The sequence below is a fragment of the Arenimonas sp. genome (assembly GCF_036275555.1).
GTDB lineage: Bacteria > Pseudomonadota > Gammaproteobacteria > Xanthomonadales > Xanthomonadaceae > Arenimonas.
The window spans coordinates 18,678-35,174 of sequence record NZ_DASUDO010000008.1; the positions used below are offsets into that span (position 1 = coordinate 18,678).

Genomic DNA, 16,497 nt, shown 5'->3' on the forward strand with positions numbered 1-16,497 from the left:
TCCGGGGGCCGGGTGGTAACATCCGCGCATTGTCCGCGAAAGCAGCGCGATGTTCGATTTCCTGAAGAAGAAGCCCGAGAAACCGCAGCCGGCCAAGCCTGCCGAGGCCCCCGCACGCGCCGGTTTCAGCCCCGAGGACCTGGCCCGCGCCTTCACGGTGCATCAGGAGGAAAAGCAGGCCCGGCTCGAGGCCGAGCGCGCCGAGGGCCGCGAGGCGATGCGCGGCACCCTGGGCGGCACGCTGTTCGCGCGCAGCCTGGGCGGGCTGTTCTCGCGCAACCCCAGGCTCGATGAAGACCTGCTCGACGAGATCGAGACCGCGCTGATCACCGCCGACGTCGGCGTCACCGCCACCCGCGAAATCGTCGAGCGCATGCGCAAGCGGATGAAGGCGCGCGACTTCGCCGACGCTCGGGCGCTGCTGACCGCGCTGCGCAACGACCTGCTGGCCATGCTCAAACCCGTGGCCAAGCCGCTGGAGATCGACGCCGCGGCCAAGCCCTTCGTCATCCTCACCGTCGGCGTGAACGGCGTCGGCAAGACCACCACCATCGGCAAGCTGGCGCGCCGCTTCCAGCTCGACGGCCACACGCTGATGCTGGCCGCGGGCGACACCTTTCGCGCCGCCGCGGTCGAGCAGCTCAAGATCTGGGGCGAGCGCAACAACGTCGCCGTGATCGCCCAGGGCCAGGACGCCGACCCGGCCTCGGTCGCCTTCGATGGCCTGCAGGCGGCGAAGGCGCGCGGCATGGACGTGCTGATCGCCGACACCGCCGGCCGCCTGCACACCCAGCACGGCCTGATGGCCGAGCTCGGCAAGATCCGCCGCGTGCTGGGCAAGGTGGACCCGCGCGCGCCGCACGAAGTGCTGCTGGTGATCGACGGCACCACCGGCCAGAACGCGCTCAACCAGCTGCGCCAGTTCCACGCCGCGGTGAACGTGACCGGCCTGGTCGTCACCAAGCTCGACGGCACCGCCAAGGGCGGCGTGCTGTTCGCGCTGGCGCGTGAATTCGGCATCCCGATCCGCTTCATCGGCCTGGGTGAGAAGCCCGAGGACCTGCGCGTGTTCGATCCCGAGGGCTTCGTGGACGCGCTGCTGCCCGGCACGCTCGGGGACTGATGGCGGACGCGCCGCGCAAGCGCCGCTGGCCCTGGATCCTGGCGGCCTTCGTCGTCCTGGCCTTGCTGGGCGCGTTTTGGGTCAACCGGCAGCTGGAACCCAACCGCCTGACCGCCACCGTGCTGGCGCGCGCCGGCGAGGCGCTGGGGCTCGAGTTCACCATCGAAGGCACGCCCGAGTACGCGCTGCGACCCGAGCCAAGGCTGGTGCTGCCGGGCCTCAAGGTCCGCCAGCCCGGGGCCGCGGCGCCCTGGATACTGCGCGCCGAGCGCGCCGAGGTGTCGCTGCCCTGGGACACGCTGACGGGCGGCGAGGTGCTGGTGATCACGCGCGTCGAGCTGCAGCGCCCCGAGGTCGACCTGGCCGCGCTGGCGTCGTGGCAGGCCTCGCGGCCGCCGTCCGCCGGGCCATTCGAACTGCCCACGTTCACGGACGGGATGCTGATGCGCGATGGACGCATCCTGGGTGCGGACTGGGCGATCGAATCGTTCGCACTGGAATTGCCCGAGCTGGTGCCGGGCTCGCCCGCCAGCGCCGAACTGTCGGGCCGCTTCGTGCAGGACGCCACCGAGATTGTTTTCGCGGGTCGCCTCGGCGCGGACCGCGCCGGCCTGGCGACCCGCCTCGCGCTGGATGCGAACGGACGACTGCGCAGCGGCGGCACCGACGTACCCTGGACCTTGGCGCTGGCCGGGGAACTCGACGCCACCCGTACGCCGCTGTCGTTGGCCTTCGACGAACTGCAGTGGCGTTCGGAATCGCCGCTGCCCGACCTCGACGGCGCAGGCCGCGTGGACTACGGCGACAAGCTGTCGCTGCAGCTCGAAGGCGAACTGCCGCGCTGGCCCGCCGGCTGGCCGGCCCTGCCCGAGCCGCTGGCCGCGTCCACGGCTGCCTTCGGTTTCTCGCTGCGTTACGACGGCCCGCCCGACGCCAGCGCACCGCTGGCGCTGCGGCTGCGCCGCGACGAAACGACGCTGGCAAGCACGCTGGTCGTTCCCGAACTGCTGGCCTGGCTCGACGCCGACGCCGCCAATCCGCTGCCGCCGCTGTCGGGCGAGCTGCAGACGCCGCGCCTGGACGTCGGTGGCGCAACCCTCGAAGGCGTGCGCATCACCCTGGAAGACACGCCTGTGGGAGGGACTTCAGTCCCGATGCCCGCGGCGATCGGGACTGAAGTCCCTCCCACAGATGAGGCCGCGGATGAGTGAGTTCGCCGCGCGCCTGCTGCAGTGGTTCGACCGCGACGGCCGCCACGACCTGCCTTGGCAGCACCCGCGCACGCCCTACCGCGTGTGGCTTTCGGAAATCATGCTGCAGCAGACCCAGGTGCAGACGGTGATCCCGTACTACCTGAAGTTCCTGGACCAGTTGCCCACCCTGGCCGACCTCGCCGCCGCCGACACCGACCGCGTGCTGGCGCTGTGGGCGGGCCTGGGCTACTACGCCCGCGCCCGCAACCTGCACAAGGCCGCGCGTATTTGCGTCGAGCAACACGGCGGCGACCTGCCGCGCGATTTCGAAGCGATGGCCGCCCTGCCCGGCATCGGCCGCAGCACCGCCGGCGCGATCCTGGCGCAGGCGCACGGTGATCGCCATCCCATCCTCGACGGCAACGTGAAACGCACGCTGGCGCGCTACCACGGCATCGGCGGCTGGCCCGGCAGCAGCCCGGTGGAAAAGCAGCTGTGGGCGCTGGCCGAACGGCACCTGCCCGATGCGCGCCTGGCCGACTACACGCAGGCGATCATGGATTTCGGCGCCACGCTGTGCACGCGCCACGACCCCGCCTGCGTGCTCTGCCCGCTGCAGGACGACTGCGTGGCGCGGCGCGAGGGCCGCGTCGAGCAGCTGCCCGAAGCCAAGCCCGGCAAGCCGCTGCCCGAGCGCCGCACGCTGATGCTGCTGCTGCGCGACGCGCGCGGCCAAGTGCTGCTGGCGCGCCGGCCCGACAGCGGCGTGTGGTCGGGGATGTGGTCGCTGCCCGAGGCCGGCAGCCACGACGAGGCGCGCGAATTCCTGCGCCCCCACGCGCTCGACCTCGACGCGGCCGAACCGCTGCCGCTGATCGAGCACACCTTCAGCCACTACCGCCTGCACATCGAGCCGATGGGCTGGCGGGTGGCCGAGCCCGCCACCCTCGGCGAGGAAGCCGGCCTGCGCTGGCAGCCCCTCGACCGCCTGCACGAGGTCGGCCTGCCCGCCCCCGTCAAGAAACTACTGGGAAGCCTGACGCCATGAGCCGCACCGTCTTCTGCGAAAAACTACAGCGCGACAGCGAGGGCCTGGCCTTCGTGCCCTGGCCCGGCGCGCTGGGCAAGCGCGTGTTCGAACACATCGGCCGCGAGGCCTGGCAGCAGTGGCTGGCGCACCAGACCATGCTGATCAACGAGAACCGCCTCTCGCCCATGGATCCCAAGCACCGGGCTTTCCTGGAGGGCGAGATGGAAAAGTTCCTGTTCGGCGGCGGCGCCGAGAAGCCGGCCGGCTACGTGCCGCCCGAGGCCTGAAAACACGAGGCCCGCGCACATGGCGCGGGCACCGGGGACTGGCTTTACCTCGTCGGGATCAGCTGGCGCTGTCGTTGCGGGCGGTCTCGCGGGCGGCGCGCATCGCGACGACGTCAACCTTGCGCAGGCCTTCGATCTTGCAGCGCTCGCCGTTGCCGCCAACGATGTAGCCGTGGCTCGTGTCCATGGTCCGGAACTCGTTCACCATGTCGATGCTGATCGACAGCGAATTGGCCATGCGGCGGCAGCCGGCATCCTGCTTGAGGTCGACCAGCCAGGCGGTACGCTGGTTCTGCCAGACCAGCAGGTGGTGGTTGCCCAGCACGTCGAACTTGTAGGGCTCGGTCAGGAAGCGGACCTGCTCGACCGGCTCGCCGGCGTGGGCGCGGGCCAGTTCGAGGTTTTCGGCGTAGCGGGCCTCGCGCTCTTCCTTCGTCTCCCGGGCCATGGCCGGGGAAGCGAAGGCGATCACGAGGGCGGCGGTCATGGCGGCAAGCACGGGACGGACGGACATTGCGCAGCTCCTTGTCAGGCCCCCAGGCGGGCCATGGCCCTACCCTAACCCCGGCCGCGGCCAATGCATCCCCGCCCCCGGACAGGCGTTCATCGGCAATTTAGGGCCCTGAACCGGCTTGCCCCGGCCAGCCGGCTTCCGCTATGATTCGCCGCTCGCCCGGGCCCGCCCGGTGCGCATGCCAGCCCAAATCCTGGCCGAGTAGCTCAGTTGGTAGAGCAGGGGATTGAAAATCCCCGTGTCGGCGGTTCAATTCCGTCCTCGGCCACCATATCGAAAACCGCGCCCTGCTTGGCTCTCAGCCTTGCGGGGCGTTTTCGTTGGGGTAGCCAAGCGGGACGGGGGCAGCACCGGGGTAGCACAAAATTTGCGTACCGGCCGGGGTCCCCGTTGCCGCCTGACGCGGACACCCGACCGACCAGCGTGGGATCAGCACGCCGAGCCTGCCGGACTGCCCCGCCCTGAGCTCGAGGGATGGACCAGCGCAGCCACCCCTATTTCCGCCTAACGCGATCTGTGAAGACGAGTCCCACCGCGCCCTGCTCCATCGCTGAAGCCAAAGAAATCGCAATCAGCGCAATTGTTAGCCGCCCGGTGAATCAATTGCGACAACCCGAATCTCACACAGTCTGATTTCCGCGATCAAATCACGGGCCTGCCGAGAGACCTCATCGCCGTCCTCATCAAACTCGATCATGATTTCCGAAGGCTTTGCGGGCAGGGATGTTCTGGTTAGCAGGAACCTGCGGCCGTCCTCTACGCCATAGAAAACGTCGGCCCCTAAAAAGCGCTGTCTGCTCTTGTGGAGTTCGAGATGGGATGTCTCGAGCGAGCCCATATTGATGAATATCTCGTGCCTTCCCTTGGCATCATGGAACACAGTCTCTGCATACGAATGATCGTTATAGGTATAGGTTCTCCACCGCTCGCTGACGAACCTTCCGCCTACGCAGATTCCATAGGTACCGCTTAAGACGATCAGTGACTGTGACCCGTCGATAGATCTCGGACGGGTCGGGCCGTGCCGCGACTCAACTGCTGCCGCGCCAACTTCGGTCAGCGATTTGCCACGCTCGCTCTGGAGCGGGGATCCGAGGTCCGAAATGGAGGACAACGAGACGAGAAATCCGATTGCGAGTTTGTACTTCATCTTCGAGCTCCTGCGCGAATTACCTCAACCCCATCTTCATTTGCCTATTTTTCCACGGAAAAACGACTTGCGTGCTCTTCCTAGTGCACTTTCGTTGCCGCGACACAAACCGCTGACCAACGTCGCCGCCCTGACATGCCTTTCCACGCGCAGGCAAGAGCTAGGTAGCTTGGGGCGACTCAGTCCCAACGCTCGGTTTCAAGGCCGAATGCCTGTTCGAAGTGGTTCAAGACCTGCAGTGCGGAATCTTCCTCAAAAACCAGATCTGAGAGCGTAAGGAATACGGATTCAGGCCGGCCCAAGCGTAGACCCATCGCCGTTACCGAAAGCAGTTCCGCGAGCGATACCGTCGGACTACCTGAGGATCGCAATCCGAAGTCGATCACGTCGCCAGGCTGGTGCACATTTTTGAGAATCCCCGTGTCGGCGGTTCAATTCCGTCCTCGGCCACCATACGAAAAGAAGAAGCCCGCCAGCGATGGTGGGCTTTTTCTTTTCCCGCTCGCGACCCAAAAAAAAAGGGCCCGGCCAAACTGGCCGGGCCTTGGGGTCACGCAGGTTGGATCAGTTTTCCGCGGACTGGTACTGCACCTGGAACCGGCTGGCGGCCACCGCGTAGGCCGCGCGCGTCACCGCCTGGCCCGGGTCGAAGTAGGCCTTGATGGTCGGCTGCAGGTCGAACGGCCCCTGCACCAGCGCGAAGCGCGCGTTGATCACGCCCGTGTCCAGCGCGTACTGCACGTGGCCACGCTGGCTGGCGGGGATCGATGCGGCGTCCTCGATGGCAATGCGCTGGCCATTGAACAGCACCGTGATCGGACCGGTGAACGCCGTGGCCACGTCCTGCAGGCCCTGCGCCTGCACCAGCGCGTAGGCCAGGTCGAGGCGGCTGACGTTCGCGCCCGGCTTGAACTGCCCGTTCACCAGGCGCATCACGCCGGCGTCGTCCTGCCCGAGGTCGCGCAGCGGCGCACCTTTGGCGATCGCGGCTTCGGCGTAGGCGTACTCGCGGGTGCTCGGCGCGACGTCGGTGAAGCTGGGCACGCCCGACAGCGGCAGCGACTGGCGGACGCTGGCGCCCATCAGCAGGTACTGCGCGAGTTCGCTGCGCTTGAGCTGCTGGTCCGGCCGGAACTTGCTGTCGGAGTAGCCATCCACCAGGCGATTGGCGACCGCGAACTCGATGGCGGTGCGCGCCGGGTGCGAGTGCACGTCATCCAGGCCGGTGTAGCCGCCGCTGTTGATGAAGCTGATCTCGCCCTCGATCACGCCCGGGGCGGCGACGCCATTCGTGCTGCGGGTCGGATCCACCGCCACGCCGGACACCGAGCCGATGCCGCTGACCGAGATGGTCCAGGTGCCCGGCTTGCCCGGCGCGCCGGTGGTGATGGTGCTGCCGAGCACGGGCAGCGCGATCGACGAACCGTAGCGCACGCCGTCCGGGTCGGTCAGCACGAGCGCGACCGTGCTGGTGTCGGTGGTGGCGCGCGCCGAGACGAAGGCCACCTCCGGCCCCACCTCGAACGGCACCGCCTCCGGCTCGCCGACCGGCGAGAACAGGACCGAGAACGGCAGCGGATCGCCGCCCGGCGCCAGCAGTGCATTGCTGTTGAACTCGCGCAGCACGTTCACGGTGCGGCCGTAGTCGGTGCGCAGGCCCTTCGCCGCCGCGACCGCGGCGTAGGCGTTGACGTGGCCCGCACCCGCTTCCCAGGCCAGGCGGCCGGTCATGTTGGCCGCGGTTTCCTCGAGGATGGACTTGGCTTCCATCGGCGTGAGGTTCGGGTTGGCCTCGAACATCAGCGCCAGGATGCCCGACACGTGCGGGGTCGCCATCGAGGTGCCGCTGGAGTGGGTGTAGAACGGCAGGTGCGCCGGCGCTATCGCCGCCGCGTCCTGCTCCGCCGACAGCGCACCGATGACGCTGGTGCTGGCGCGGGTGGAGATGATGTCCACGCCGGTGGCGACCACGGTCGGCTCGTTGAAGTAGGTCCAGGACTTGCCGTCCGGCATCGTGAAGGTGCCGCTCTCGCCGCGCTTGCCGCGCGACGAGAACGAGGTCAGCACGCCATCCTTCTCGCCCGCGCCGACCGAGATCACCCACGGCGCCTGTGCGTACGGGTTGTGGGTGTCTTCGCCCGGGCCGTCATTGCCGGCGGCGAAGACGCTGACGATGCCGCGCTTGTAGAGCTCGTACGTCGCAATGCTGACCGGGTGCATCGGATCGAACTTTCCCGACGTGCCCCAGGAGTTGCTGGTGACGCGGATCGGGTGGTCGAAGCTGAACTGGTGCGTCGCCGCGTAGTCCAGGCCGCCAACCGCGTCCAGGATGAAGAGCGCGCCGCCCGAGCCATAGCCCACCAGCTTCGCGCCGGGCGCGACGCCGCGGTACAGGCCACCCGAGCGCTCGCCGGTGCCGCCGACGGTTCCGGCGACATGGGTGCCGTGGCCGGAGCCACCGAGGTCGGTGTTGAGCTGGTCCTCGACGTACAGCATCGGCGAGATGCCCGGGCCCGCGAGGTCGTTGGCCAGGCTGGCGAGGATATTCTGCGCCGCCTGCACGTTCTGCACGACGTTCTCGCCGAACTTCAGGTCCTCGTGGGTCGCGTCGATGCCGGAGTCGTTCACCATCACGGTCACGCCGCGGCCGCTGTAGGGAATCGCCTGGCCGAAGTCGGCCGGGTTCTCGACCACCCGCGCCGCGCCGCTGATCTCGCGCTGCTCCTTGTTGAAGAAGCGCAGCGGGGCGTTGAAGTAGATCGAGGCGACGTCGTCGCGCGCGGCCAGTGCGCGGATCTCGGCGGGGGTCGCCAGCGCGCCGGCGATCGGCAGCGTGTGCATGTGCACGCCGCGGTCGATGCCGAGCTCGCGCAGCGCGGCGATCTGGGCGGCGGTGACCGGCCCGGACTGCTCGTAGCTGATGACGATCTGCAGGTCCTCGGTGGCCGGGGTGCTGGCCAGCAGGCGGGTGAGTTCGGGGTCGATCCGGGCCTCGGCGACCGCGAGGCCGCTGGCGAGCATGCCGACCGAGAGGGCCGACAAGCGGGCGATTCGTGAAATGGTGACAGGCATCACACTCTCTCCGTTCTGGGTTAGCCGCTTTCGGGTTTGTGCGGCTCGGGAGGCAGCTTCCGCCCGCCCCCGGCCGCCACCAATCCGGCAGAGCCCCCAACCGGCGTGGGGGAAAACCCCTAGAGACTTTCGGCCGGCCGCTGGCCTAAGATTCGGCCGTCGCCCGGCACAGGTGCGACGAAATGACGCATCGGACGCGCACCCACCCACGGAGTTCCCGATGACTGCCGTCGTTCGAAAGCTGCTCGCCTTCCTGCTCGTCCTGTCGCCCCTGCCGGCGCTGGCGCAGCCCGTAACCGTCACGGTCGAGGTGTCCGGAAATTCGGCGCTGGTGCGGATCGGCGGATCCGTCGCGCCGCTGGCCGACCTTCGCCTCGATTTCGACGACGCCAGCGGCCTCAGCGCCGCCTCGCTGGGCGTCAGCGCGGAACTGGTGGACCCTGCCGCCGCCGCACTGCTGTCGCGCCTGCCCGCGGGCGGCGGCGCGCTGGTGCCGGCGGAGCTTCCGCTGATGATCACCATCGAGCCGTCCACGTTCGGCGGCCTGTCGTTCCGCCGCGTCGTGCACGTCGAGCTGCACACGCATGCGCTGGTCTACACCGCGGGCTCGCGCTACCGGCTGCTGAAGGCGCCGCTGGGCGGCACCTTCCGCGACATCACCGGGTCGGTCACCGCCGGCAGCGTGCGCACGCGCGGCACCACCGGCGGCTTCTCGCAGTTCCTGGTGGTGCTCGACGCGCGCCCCACGCTCGACGTCGTCTCCGGCAAGCTGGCGCGCCTCCGGGCGGAGGCGGCCAAGCTGCCGGCGCTGGAGGCGGCCCCGCTGCAGGCGCAGCTCGATGCCATCGAGGCGGGGCTGGGTGACGAGCGCTACGCGGACGCCATCGGCGTGGCCGAGGCGATGCGGCAGCGCGTGTCGGCCCGGGCCGGCCTGGCCATCCCCCAGGAGTGGCGCGCGCTGCGCGACCGCGACAACATCGCGGGCGAACTCCTGGCCGGCCTCGACACCCTGGTCTTCAGCATCGGCTACCTCCGCGACCACGGCGACTGAGGCCGCCAATACCGCGCCCTGACGCTGGCGCCGCCGGCCCCCGGCGGCGCTAAGATGGGGCCATGCCCGCGCGCCTGACTGCCTACCCTCCCGAGTGCGCCGCCGAACGGTTCGTGCTGTCCGGTGACGGGCCCCATCCGATCGGGCGTGCCGACGGTTGCGCGGTGCAGTTGGCGCACGCCTCGGTCTCGCGCCGGCACGCCACGCTCGCGTTCTCCGGGGAGACGTGGACCCTCGCGGACGGTGGCAGCAAGAACGGCAGCTTCATCGACGGCGCCCCGGCCGACGGCCTGCCGCGGCGCGGCGGCGCCTGGCTTCGATTCGGCGACGTCGCCTGCGAGCTGGAGATCATCGACGACGCGTCCCTGGCGCGCACTCGCCTCGAATCCAGCCAGCGCCGGGACGCCGCCACCGCCCTGACCCTCGCCCTCGCGCGCGAACCCGCGCGCACCGGACTGCTGGAGGCCACGCTGGACGCGATCATCGACCTGGCCGGCGCCGAGCGCGGCATGCTGCTGCTGCCCGGGGAAGAAGGCTTCGCTCCCCGGGCGTGGCGGGGATTCCCCGCGGGTGCCGACGCGGCGCGCTTCGCCGGCAGCACCACGGCCCTCGCGCAGGCCCTCCGCACGCGCCGGCCGGTCGTCGCCCACGACCTGTCGCTCGAGTCGGGGCTGGCGGGCCAGGCGTCGGTCGTCGCCGGCGGCCTTCGCGCGCTGGCCTGCCTGCCGCTGGTGCTGGGCGAGGACGTCCTGGGCCTGGCCTACGTCGACAGCCGCCGCCCGGGCGCGGTCATCACGCGGATCGACCTCGAGCTGCTGGAGGCCTTCGCCGAGCGCGCGACGCTCTGGCTGGCCGCGCGGCGCAACCAGGCGGCGCTGGCACCGGGCGCGGCCGCGATGGCGCCGGGCGGGGGCGCGGCATGAGCGATGCCCTCGTCCCGGGCGACGAGCCTACGCTGACCGGCTCCGGCGCGGTCGCGGACCTCGCGCCCGGCACGCGGCTCGCGGATCGCTTCACCATCGAGCGGCGCATCGGCACCGGCGGCATGGGCGTGGTCTATCGCGCCCGCGACGAGGATTTGGGCATCACGGTCGCGCTGAAGGTCCTGCGCAGCGAGCTGGCCGCGCGCCCCGAGGCGTTCGAGCGTTTCCGGCAGGAGCTGCTGCTCGCACGGCAGGTGTCGAGTCCGCGCGTGGTGCGCATCCACGACATCGCGCGGGACGGCGATCGCTGGTTCATCAGCATGGATTTCGTGGACGGCCGGTCGCTGGACCAGTGGCTCGACCAGCGCGGCCCGGTGGACGTGGAACAGGCCCTGACCATCGCCCGGCAGATCGCGGAGGGACTGCAGGCGGCGCACGCCAGCGGCATCGTCCACCGCGACCTCAAGCCCGCCAACATCCTGGTCGACGCCGATGGCAACGCGCTCATCAGCGACTTCGGCGTGGCGCGCTCGCTCGGCTCCACCGGCATCACGCACACCGGCGCCATCGTCGGCACCCCCGACTACCTGGCCCCGGAACAAGCCCGCGGCGGCGCCGTGGATGCGCGGGCCGACCTCTACGCCTTGGGCCTGATCCTCTACGAAATGCTGGCGGGCGAGCCCGCGTTCGCCGGCGCGACCGCCGCCGAGTCGATGGCGCGACGGATGGTCTCCGGCCCGCCCCCCATCGAGTCACGGCGCGCCGCGCTGCCCCGTTGGGTCGCTCGCCTGGTGGCGCGCCTGCTCCGCCCCAATCCGGCCCATCGCTTGCGCGATGCCGAGGCCGTGGTCCGGGCCATCGACGCACGCCACGTCCCGGCGGCGCTGCCGCGCGCGGCCTGGCCGGTGCTGGGCCTCGCCGCGGCGGCTGGCCTGGCGGCGCTGGCGCTGTTGGCGCCCTGGCGGGACCCGGTCCCGGCCATTCCCCCGGCGCCACCACGGATCGTGCTGATGGCGGACGCCACCGCGGACGATCCGGTGCTGGAAGGCGCCGCCGAAGCACTGCGGCTCGGCCTGGCGGGCCAGCCGGGCGTTGCCGTGGCCGATGGCGAGCGGATCCGGCTGGCGCTGGCCCAATCCGGGCTGGCCGGCAAGGGCGCGGCCAACGACGAGGCGCTGCGGAAGGCGCTGCCGGCCGATCGCATCGTGCGGCTGCGGTCGGTGCAATCCGGCGATGGCCTGGCGTTCGAAGCGGTGATCAGCGGCGACGGCCGGACGACGCCGCAGCGGGTGGCCGGTCCGTCGCGCGGCGCGCCCGCGGCGGCCGCGAGGGACCTGCTGCCGCTGCTCGCGGTCAAACTCTCGGTGCCGGCCGCCGGTTCGGTGCTGGCGGGCAACGAGGACCTCGAGGCCTACGGACGAGCCCTGGACCTGTTGCGCGCCGGCCGCGCCGAGGCGGCCGCCGATGCCCTCGTGCAGATCACCCAAGCCGACCACGACCATGCCCCGGCACTCGCCGCGCTGGTGGAGGCGGCGCGCATCTCGGGCCGCCGCGCGCTGGCGCTCGATACCGCCCGCCTCGCCGACCAGCTGCCCGGCCAGCCTCTCGCCGACCCGATGGCGGCGTGGCGTGCGGCGCTCGAGGGCGATACCGAGCGGGCCGTGGCGCTCGCCACCGCGTCGACGCCTGGCCTTGAGGGCGACCCCGGCCACCAGCTGCGGATCGCCGAGATCGCCCTGGATGGCGGCAGCCTCGAGGTCGCCGAAGCGAGCCTCGCCATCGCCGCGGCGAACGACCCGCAGGACCCGCGCGTCTGGTTCCTGCGGGGAAAGACCGCCATCCTCCGCGGCGAGCACCGGGTTGCGGTCGAGGACCACCTGGTGCGCGCGCTGGTGCTGTTCAAGCGCTCGCGCGACCTGCGCGGCGAGGCCGAGACGGTGAATGCGCTCGGTGTTGGCTATGCCCGCCTGGGCCAGACCAGCGACGCGCAGGAGCAGTACGAAAAGGCGCTGGCGCTGCGTCGCGAACTGGGCGATCGGCGCGGCATCGCCAGCAGCCTGCGCAACCTCGCCCAGATCGACCTCTTCAGCGGGCGCCAGGACCAGGCCGCCACGCGGCTCGAGGAAGCGCGCGGCCTGTTCACGGACCTGGGCGACAACCCGGGCCTCGCCGCCGTCGAGAACGAACTCGGCCTGCTGGAGGAAGAGCGCGGCAACTACCCGGCGGCGCTGGCGGCCTATCGCCGCGGCCTGCGCAGCCGCGAGCGCAGCGGCGATCCGCTGGGCGTCGCCGAGAGCCTCAACAACGTCGGCTTCGCGCATTTCCAATTGGGCGACTATGACAACGCGCGCGCGCTCTGGCGCCAGGCGCGCGACGCCTTCGCCGGCCTCGACGATGCCAACGGCGTGGTGCGGGCCGAGCAGAACCTGGGCCTGCTGGAGACCGCGCGCGGCGACTGGACGCGGGCCCGCTCGCTGCTGGAGGGCTCGCTGCAAACGGCCGAGCAGCGGCAGATGCTGGAGGAAGCCGCGGTGAGCCTGCGCAACCTAGTCGAGCTGGAGATCCTCGAAGGCAACCTGGACACCGCTGAAAAACAGCTCGATCGCGCCAGCCGCCTGTTCGAGTCGCGGCAGGACCAGCGCGGGCGCACCGATGCGGCGCTGCTCGCGGCGAGGATCGCCCTGGCCCGCGGCGAACCCGCGGATGCCCTGGCCGTGATCGATGCGCTGCCCGACGGCGCCGGGACCGGAACGCCGGAGCAAGCCACGCTCGCGCAACTGCTGCGCGCCCGCGCACTGGCGGGAACGGATCGCGAAGGCGACGAACGGCAGGCGCTCGCCGACGCCGCCGAGCTGGCAGGCCGGGCCGGCATCCGCGTGCTGCAGCTCGAGGCCCGCGTGCTGTCGTCACGGGCGCCGGACGCCGCGCTCGACGACGAAGTGCGGCAGTTGGGCCATCTCCCGCTGCAGCTGGCCTGGCTCGAGCGCCGCGCGGCGCTCGCGCTCGCCGCCGACGACCGGGCCGGCGCTCGTCAAGCGCTGGACGAAGCGCGCGAGCTGTTGGCCGACGGCCGCCCCTACTATCGACGGGAGCGCCTCGAAGCGCTGGCGCGGCAGGCCGGCGCGGACGGCGGGCCATCGCCATGACGGCCCAGGATCCGGGCGCCGAACTGGCGCGGCTGGGCCGCGAGTACGCCGACCTGGTCGCGCGACTGGAATCCAACCAGGCCCGCTTCCAGCGCCTGGCCCGCGCGATGTACCGGGTACAGGAGGACGAGCGCCGGCGCCTCGCGCGCGACCTGCACGACGGACTCGGCCAGAACCTCACCGCGCTCAAGCACCAGCTGATGCTGCTGCAGGGCAGCCTGGATCCGGCGGCGCCCGCGGGCCCGCGGTTGGCCGACGCCATCGCCTTGTGCGAGCAAACGCTGGCCGACACCCGGCAGTTGTCGCGCCTGCTGCGCCCGCAGGTGCTCGACGACCTGGGCCTGGTGCCGGCACTGCGCTGGCTGGGCCGCACGCTCGCCCAGCCCGCGGGGGTTTCCGTGGAGATCGAGGCGGGCGAGGTTCCGGAACTGGACGAGGACACCCGGACGCTGGTGTTCCGGGTCGCACAGGAGGCCCTGACCAATTCGATCCGGCACGCCGCCGCCGAGCACGCCGGTTTCCGCCTCGGCGCCGAACGCGGTCGCCTGCGCTTCGAAGCCTGGGACGACGGCCGGGGCTTCGACGCCGAACACGCGCGCCAGGGCGGTCGTTCCGGCGAGGGCAGCGGCCTGGGCGCCATGCGCGAACGCGCGGCGCTGCACGGCGGGACGCTGCAGCTGGTGACGCATCCGGGCGCGGGAACGCGCCTGAAGCTCGAGGTGCCGCTGGCGGGCGATGCTGGCAGACTCACGCCATGAGCGAGGCCGCCGCGCCGGGCATCCGGGTCCTGATCGCCGATGACCACCGCATGGTCCGCGAGAGCCTCGTCGCCGTGCTGGAATCGGCCGGCTGCTGCCGCATCGTCGGGCAGGCCGCCGATGGCCAGCAGGCGGTGGCGCTCTGCCTGGCCTTGTCCCCGGACGTCGCCGTGATCGACCTGTCGATGCCGGGACTCAATGGCCTGGAGGTCGTGCGCCGTCTGCGTGAGCAGTGCCCCGGCACACGCACCCTGGTCCTGACGATGCACGAGGACGAGGAGTACCTGCTGCAATCGGTGCGCGCCGGCGCGTCCGGCTTCCTGCTCAAGGACAGCCCGGCGAGCGAACTGATCGAGGCCATCCGCAGCATCGCGCGCGGCCGCGGCCATTTCAGCGCGGACGCCAGCCGCGTACTGGCCGCACACCTGCAGCAGCCCGAGCGCGGCCTGGAGGATCCCTACCGCGACCTGACGGCGCGCGAACGCGAAGTCTTCCACCTGATCGCGGACGGCCTGACGACCAAGGAAATCGCGCGGCGCCTCGACATCAGCACCAAGACGGCCGAGAACCATCGCGCCCGGGTCCTGCACAAGCTCGGCGCACGCAATACGGCGGAAGTGGTCCGCTACGCCATCCGTCGCGGGCTCGCGCGCTGAGCCACCGTGGTAGCGACGGAACTCGGCTACCCTGTGCGCATCGCGCCGGCGGCCCCACGCCCCGCCCCTCCCGGACACCAACATGCCCAAGCCCACCCGCCCGCCCGCCGGGCGCCCGACCATCCCGCCGGAAAACCTCGGCGAACCCCACGCCCAGCTGCGCGATGCCGCGGGCAAGCTGCTCGGCGGCATCGTCCGCAAGGACGGCGAGTGGGTGCTGGGGCTGGACGGCAGGATCGCCGGCACTTCGCACAGCGCGGCGCACGTGCTGGCGATCCTCAAGCGCGCGGCGGCGCTGCTGCGGGCCGAGGGCAAGACGGTGGACCTGGTGTTCTCGGCGCCGCTGCGCGAAGCGGCGCATGCCGAGGCCGCGGCCGCGGGCCTGGACTTCGAGGGCTTCCAGGAAAAGCTGGCGCGCGAGATGGCCGCGGGCCGCGACGCCGGCTAGGGCCGGTTCACGGTCCATCCATGGCGGGCGGCGTTACCCTGTGCGTCCCGGTTGGATGGAGCCCCCGCCATGAAGACCCTTCCCGCCCTGGCGCTGCTGTTCGCCCTCGCCGCCCCCGCGGCCGCCAACGAACCCGCCCCGCTGCAGGCCGTGCCGGAACTCGACCTGCAGCGGTATTCCGGCACCTGGCACGAGATCGCGCGGCTGCCGATGTACTTCGAGCGCCGCTGCGTCGGCGACATCACGGCCACCTACGTCCCGCTGGAAAGCGGCCGGGTGCAGGTCACCAACGCCTGCCTGCGCGACGACGGCGTGCGGATGAAGTCGGTGGGCATGGCCCGCCGGGCCGGCGACCATCCCGCCAAGCTTGAGGTCCGGTTCGCGCCGGGCTGGCTGTCCTTCCTGCCAATGGTCTGGGCCGACTACTGGGTGATCGCGCTGGACGAAGATTACCGATGGGCCCTGGTCGGCGAGCCGGATCGGGAGTACCTGTGGTTCCTCTCGCGCGAGCCGGCGATGGATGCCGAAACCTTCACGCGGCTCAAGGCACGGGCCGTCGCGCTGGGCTATTCGCTGGACGAACTGATCGTGGTCGTCCCGCCCCGGGGCGACTGACCCGCCAACGTACGGGCTGGTATGCTCAGCCGGTTCCCCACGCTTCCGGTGACCTTGATGCGAATCGTGAAAGTCCTTGGCCTGGTCCTGCTGGCCGCCCTGCTCGCCGCCTGCGCCGGCGGCCCGCCCAAGCGGATCTTCCCGCCCCAGGCCAGCCTGCAGGAGCTGCGCGTGCAGCCCGATGGCCAGTGGGCCGCCAGCATCCGCATCCAGAACTTCAGCACCGTGCCGATGCGCTTCTCCAGCCTCGACGCCACGCTGCTGGTCAATGGCGGCGAAGCGGCGCGCTTCACCCTCGACCCGGGCCTGAGCGTCGGGCCGGGCTCGAACGAGCTGGTGACCCACGTCTTCCGCCCCTCCGACGCCGCGCGCGCGGCAGTGGACGCGGCACTGGCCAAGCGCGGCAGCGTCCGCTACGCGCTGTCGGGCCGCATTGCCACCAGCGAACCCAAGACCGACCACCCCTTCGACTACCAGAGCGGCCTGAACCCGGTCCCGGGCCTGGCCGGCGTGCTGCGCTGACCCCACAGG

The 16,497-nt window shown here is 71.1% G+C and carries 16 protein-coding genes and 1 tRNA gene; 13 read left to right on the forward strand and 4 right to left on the reverse strand.

All coding sequences use genetic code 11. From position 1 onward, the window contains the following. The first annotated feature begins 49 nt into the window (after window positions 1-49). The 4 genes from ftsY to VFV21_RS02300 are packed head-to-tail and all read left to right on the forward strand — an operon-like array spanning window position 50 to window position 3,633. Entirely contained in the window at window positions 50-1,123 is a 1,074-nt protein-coding gene (gene ftsY / locus VFV21_RS02285; RefSeq protein ID WP_329667885.1) for a signal recognition particle-docking protein FtsY, read from the forward strand. Further along, window positions 1,123-2,334 carry a hypothetical protein gene (locus tag VFV21_RS02290; RefSeq protein WP_329667886.1) on the forward strand — a complete coding sequence of 404 codons (1,212 nt, stop codon included), beginning with the start codon at window positions 1,123-1,125 and terminating at the stop codon, window positions 2,332-2,334. Before ftsY ends, VFV21_RS02290 begins: the two co-directional genes overlap by 1 nt. Further along, entirely contained in the window at window positions 2,315-3,364 is a 1,050-nt protein-coding gene (gene mutY, locus VFV21_RS02295) for an A/G-specific adenine glycosylase (protein ID WP_414638455.1), read from the forward strand. Before VFV21_RS02290 ends, mutY begins: the two co-directional genes overlap by 20 nt. Beyond that, window positions 3,361-3,633 (forward strand): oxidative damage protection protein, encoded by a 273-nt coding sequence (locus VFV21_RS02300; protein WP_034210377.1) that lies wholly within the window; start codon window positions 3,361-3,363, stop codon window positions 3,631-3,633. The genes mutY and VFV21_RS02300 overlap by 4 nt, the downstream gene beginning before the upstream one ends. A gap of 58 nt (window positions 3,634-3,691) precedes the next feature. Here VFV21_RS02300 and VFV21_RS02305 read toward each other — a convergent pair whose 3' ends face one another. Next, window positions 3,692-4,147 carry a DUF6491 family protein gene (locus VFV21_RS02305; protein WP_329667888.1) on the reverse strand — a complete coding sequence of 152 codons (456 nt, stop codon included), beginning with the start codon at window positions 4,145-4,147 and terminating at the stop codon, window positions 3,692-3,694. A 195-nt stretch (window positions 4,148-4,342) separates the two neighbouring features. Between VFV21_RS02305 and VFV21_RS02310 the strand changes: the two genes are divergently transcribed. Then, a tRNA-Phe gene (locus VFV21_RS02310) sits at window positions 4,343-4,418 on the forward strand. Window positions 4,419-4,730: 312 nt separating this feature from the next. Here the strand turns inward: VFV21_RS02310 and VFV21_RS02315 are convergent. The 3 genes from VFV21_RS02315 to VFV21_RS02325 form a co-directional block, all read right to left on the reverse strand. Then, entirely contained in the window at window positions 4,731-5,297 is a 567-nt protein-coding gene (locus VFV21_RS02315) for a hypothetical protein (protein ID WP_329667889.1), read from the reverse strand. Between the two features lie 179 nt (window positions 5,298-5,476). After that, complete coding sequence (locus VFV21_RS02320) at window positions 5,477-5,683, reverse strand: hypothetical protein (protein ID WP_329667890.1); 207 nt, start codon at window positions 5,681-5,683, stop codon at window positions 5,477-5,479. A 178-nt stretch (window positions 5,684-5,861) separates the two neighbouring features. Next, complete coding sequence (locus tag VFV21_RS02325; protein ID WP_329667891.1) at window positions 5,862-8,369, reverse strand: S8 family peptidase; 2,508 nt, start codon at window positions 8,367-8,369, stop codon at window positions 5,862-5,864. Window positions 8,370-8,589: 220 nt separating this feature from the next. On the opposite strand from VFV21_RS02325, the gene VFV21_RS02330 reads away from it, so the two are divergent. The 8 genes from VFV21_RS02330 (at window position 8,590) to VFV21_RS02365 (ending at window position 16,488) form a co-directional block, all read left to right on the forward strand. Next, window positions 8,590-9,420, forward strand: coding sequence for a DUF6689 family protein (locus tag VFV21_RS02330; protein WP_329667892.1), 831 nt, complete (start codon window positions 8,590-8,592; stop codon window positions 9,418-9,420). Between the two features lie 62 nt (window positions 9,421-9,482). After that, window positions 9,483-10,343 carry a GAF domain-containing protein gene (locus VFV21_RS02335; RefSeq protein WP_329667893.1) on the forward strand — a complete coding sequence of 287 codons (861 nt, stop codon included), beginning with the start codon at window positions 9,483-9,485 and terminating at the stop codon, window positions 10,341-10,343. After that, complete coding sequence (locus tag VFV21_RS02340) at window positions 10,340-13,489, forward strand: serine/threonine-protein kinase (protein ID WP_329667894.1); 3,150 nt, start codon at window positions 10,340-10,342, stop codon at window positions 13,487-13,489. The genes VFV21_RS02335 and VFV21_RS02340 overlap by 4 nt, the downstream gene beginning before the upstream one ends. Then, window positions 13,486-14,247, forward strand: a complete 762-nt coding sequence (locus VFV21_RS02345) for a sensor histidine kinase (protein WP_329667895.1) — start codon at window positions 13,486-13,488, stop codon at window positions 14,245-14,247. The genes VFV21_RS02340 and VFV21_RS02345 overlap by 4 nt, the downstream gene beginning before the upstream one ends. Continuing rightward, window positions 14,244-14,903, forward strand: a complete 660-nt coding sequence (locus VFV21_RS02350) for a response regulator transcription factor (RefSeq protein WP_329667896.1) — start codon at window positions 14,244-14,246, stop codon at window positions 14,901-14,903. The genes VFV21_RS02345 and VFV21_RS02350 overlap by 4 nt, the downstream gene beginning before the upstream one ends. Before the next feature lie 82 nt (window positions 14,904-14,985). Continuing rightward, window positions 14,986-15,351, forward strand: a complete 366-nt coding sequence (locus VFV21_RS02355) for a hypothetical protein (protein ID WP_329667897.1) — start codon at window positions 14,986-14,988, stop codon at window positions 15,349-15,351. A 69-nt stretch (window positions 15,352-15,420) separates the two neighbouring features. Further along, window positions 15,421-15,966: a lipocalin family protein gene (locus tag VFV21_RS02360; protein ID WP_329667898.1), complete on the forward strand. Its 546-nt coding sequence runs from the start codon at window positions 15,421-15,423 to the stop codon at window positions 15,964-15,966. Window positions 15,967-16,023: 57 nt separating this feature from the next. Next, window positions 16,024-16,488, forward strand: a complete 465-nt coding sequence (locus tag VFV21_RS02365; RefSeq protein ID WP_329667899.1) for a hypothetical protein — start codon at window positions 16,024-16,026, stop codon at window positions 16,486-16,488. Window positions 16,489-16,497 lie beyond the last annotated feature (9 nt).

Excerpts from the sequence above, each read along its gene's own strand:
- VFV21_RS02340 (WP_329667894.1), top strand. The coding sequence starts at position 10,340 with ATGAGCGATGCCCTCGTCCCGGGCGACGAGCCTACGCTGACCGGCTCC.
- mutY (WP_414638455.1), top strand. The coding sequence starts at position 2,315 with ATGAGGCCGCGGATGAGTGAGTTCGCCGCGCGCCTGCTGCAGTGGTTC.
- VFV21_RS02360 (WP_329667898.1), top strand. The coding sequence starts at position 15,421 with ATGAAGACCCTTCCCGCCCTGGCGCTGCTGTTCGCCCTCGCCGCCCCC.
- VFV21_RS02305 (WP_329667888.1), bottom strand. The coding sequence starts at position 4,147 with ATGTCCGTCCGTCCCGTGCTTGCCGCCATGACCGCCGCCCTCGTGATC.
- VFV21_RS02315 (WP_329667889.1), bottom strand. The coding sequence starts at position 5,297 with ATGAAGTACAAACTCGCAATCGGATTTCTCGTCTCGTTGTCCTCCATT.
- VFV21_RS02325 (WP_329667891.1), bottom strand. The coding sequence starts at position 8,369 with ATGCCTGTCACCATTTCACGAATCGCCCGCTTGTCGGCCCTCTCGGTC.
- VFV21_RS02365 (WP_329667899.1), top strand. The coding sequence starts at position 16,024 with ATGCGAATCGTGAAAGTCCTTGGCCTGGTCCTGCTGGCCGCCCTGCTC.
- ftsY (WP_329667885.1), top strand. The coding sequence starts at position 50 with ATGTTCGATTTCCTGAAGAAGAAGCCCGAGAAACCGCAGCCGGCCAAG.
- VFV21_RS02335 (WP_329667893.1), top strand. The coding sequence starts at position 9,483 with ATGCCCGCGCGCCTGACTGCCTACCCTCCCGAGTGCGCCGCCGAACGG.
- VFV21_RS02345 (WP_329667895.1), top strand. The coding sequence starts at position 13,486 with ATGACGGCCCAGGATCCGGGCGCCGAACTGGCGCGGCTGGGCCGCGAG.
- VFV21_RS02355 (WP_329667897.1), top strand. The coding sequence starts at position 14,986 with ATGCCCAAGCCCACCCGCCCGCCCGCCGGGCGCCCGACCATCCCGCCG.
- VFV21_RS02330 (WP_329667892.1), top strand. The coding sequence starts at position 8,590 with ATGACTGCCGTCGTTCGAAAGCTGCTCGCCTTCCTGCTCGTCCTGTCG.
- VFV21_RS02300 (WP_034210377.1), top strand. The coding sequence starts at position 3,361 with ATGAGCCGCACCGTCTTCTGCGAAAAACTACAGCGCGACAGCGAGGGC.
- VFV21_RS02350 (WP_329667896.1), top strand. The coding sequence starts at position 14,244 with ATGAGCGAGGCCGCCGCGCCGGGCATCCGGGTCCTGATCGCCGATGAC.
- VFV21_RS02290 (WP_329667886.1), top strand. The coding sequence starts at position 1,123 with ATGGCGGACGCGCCGCGCAAGCGCCGCTGGCCCTGGATCCTGGCGGCC.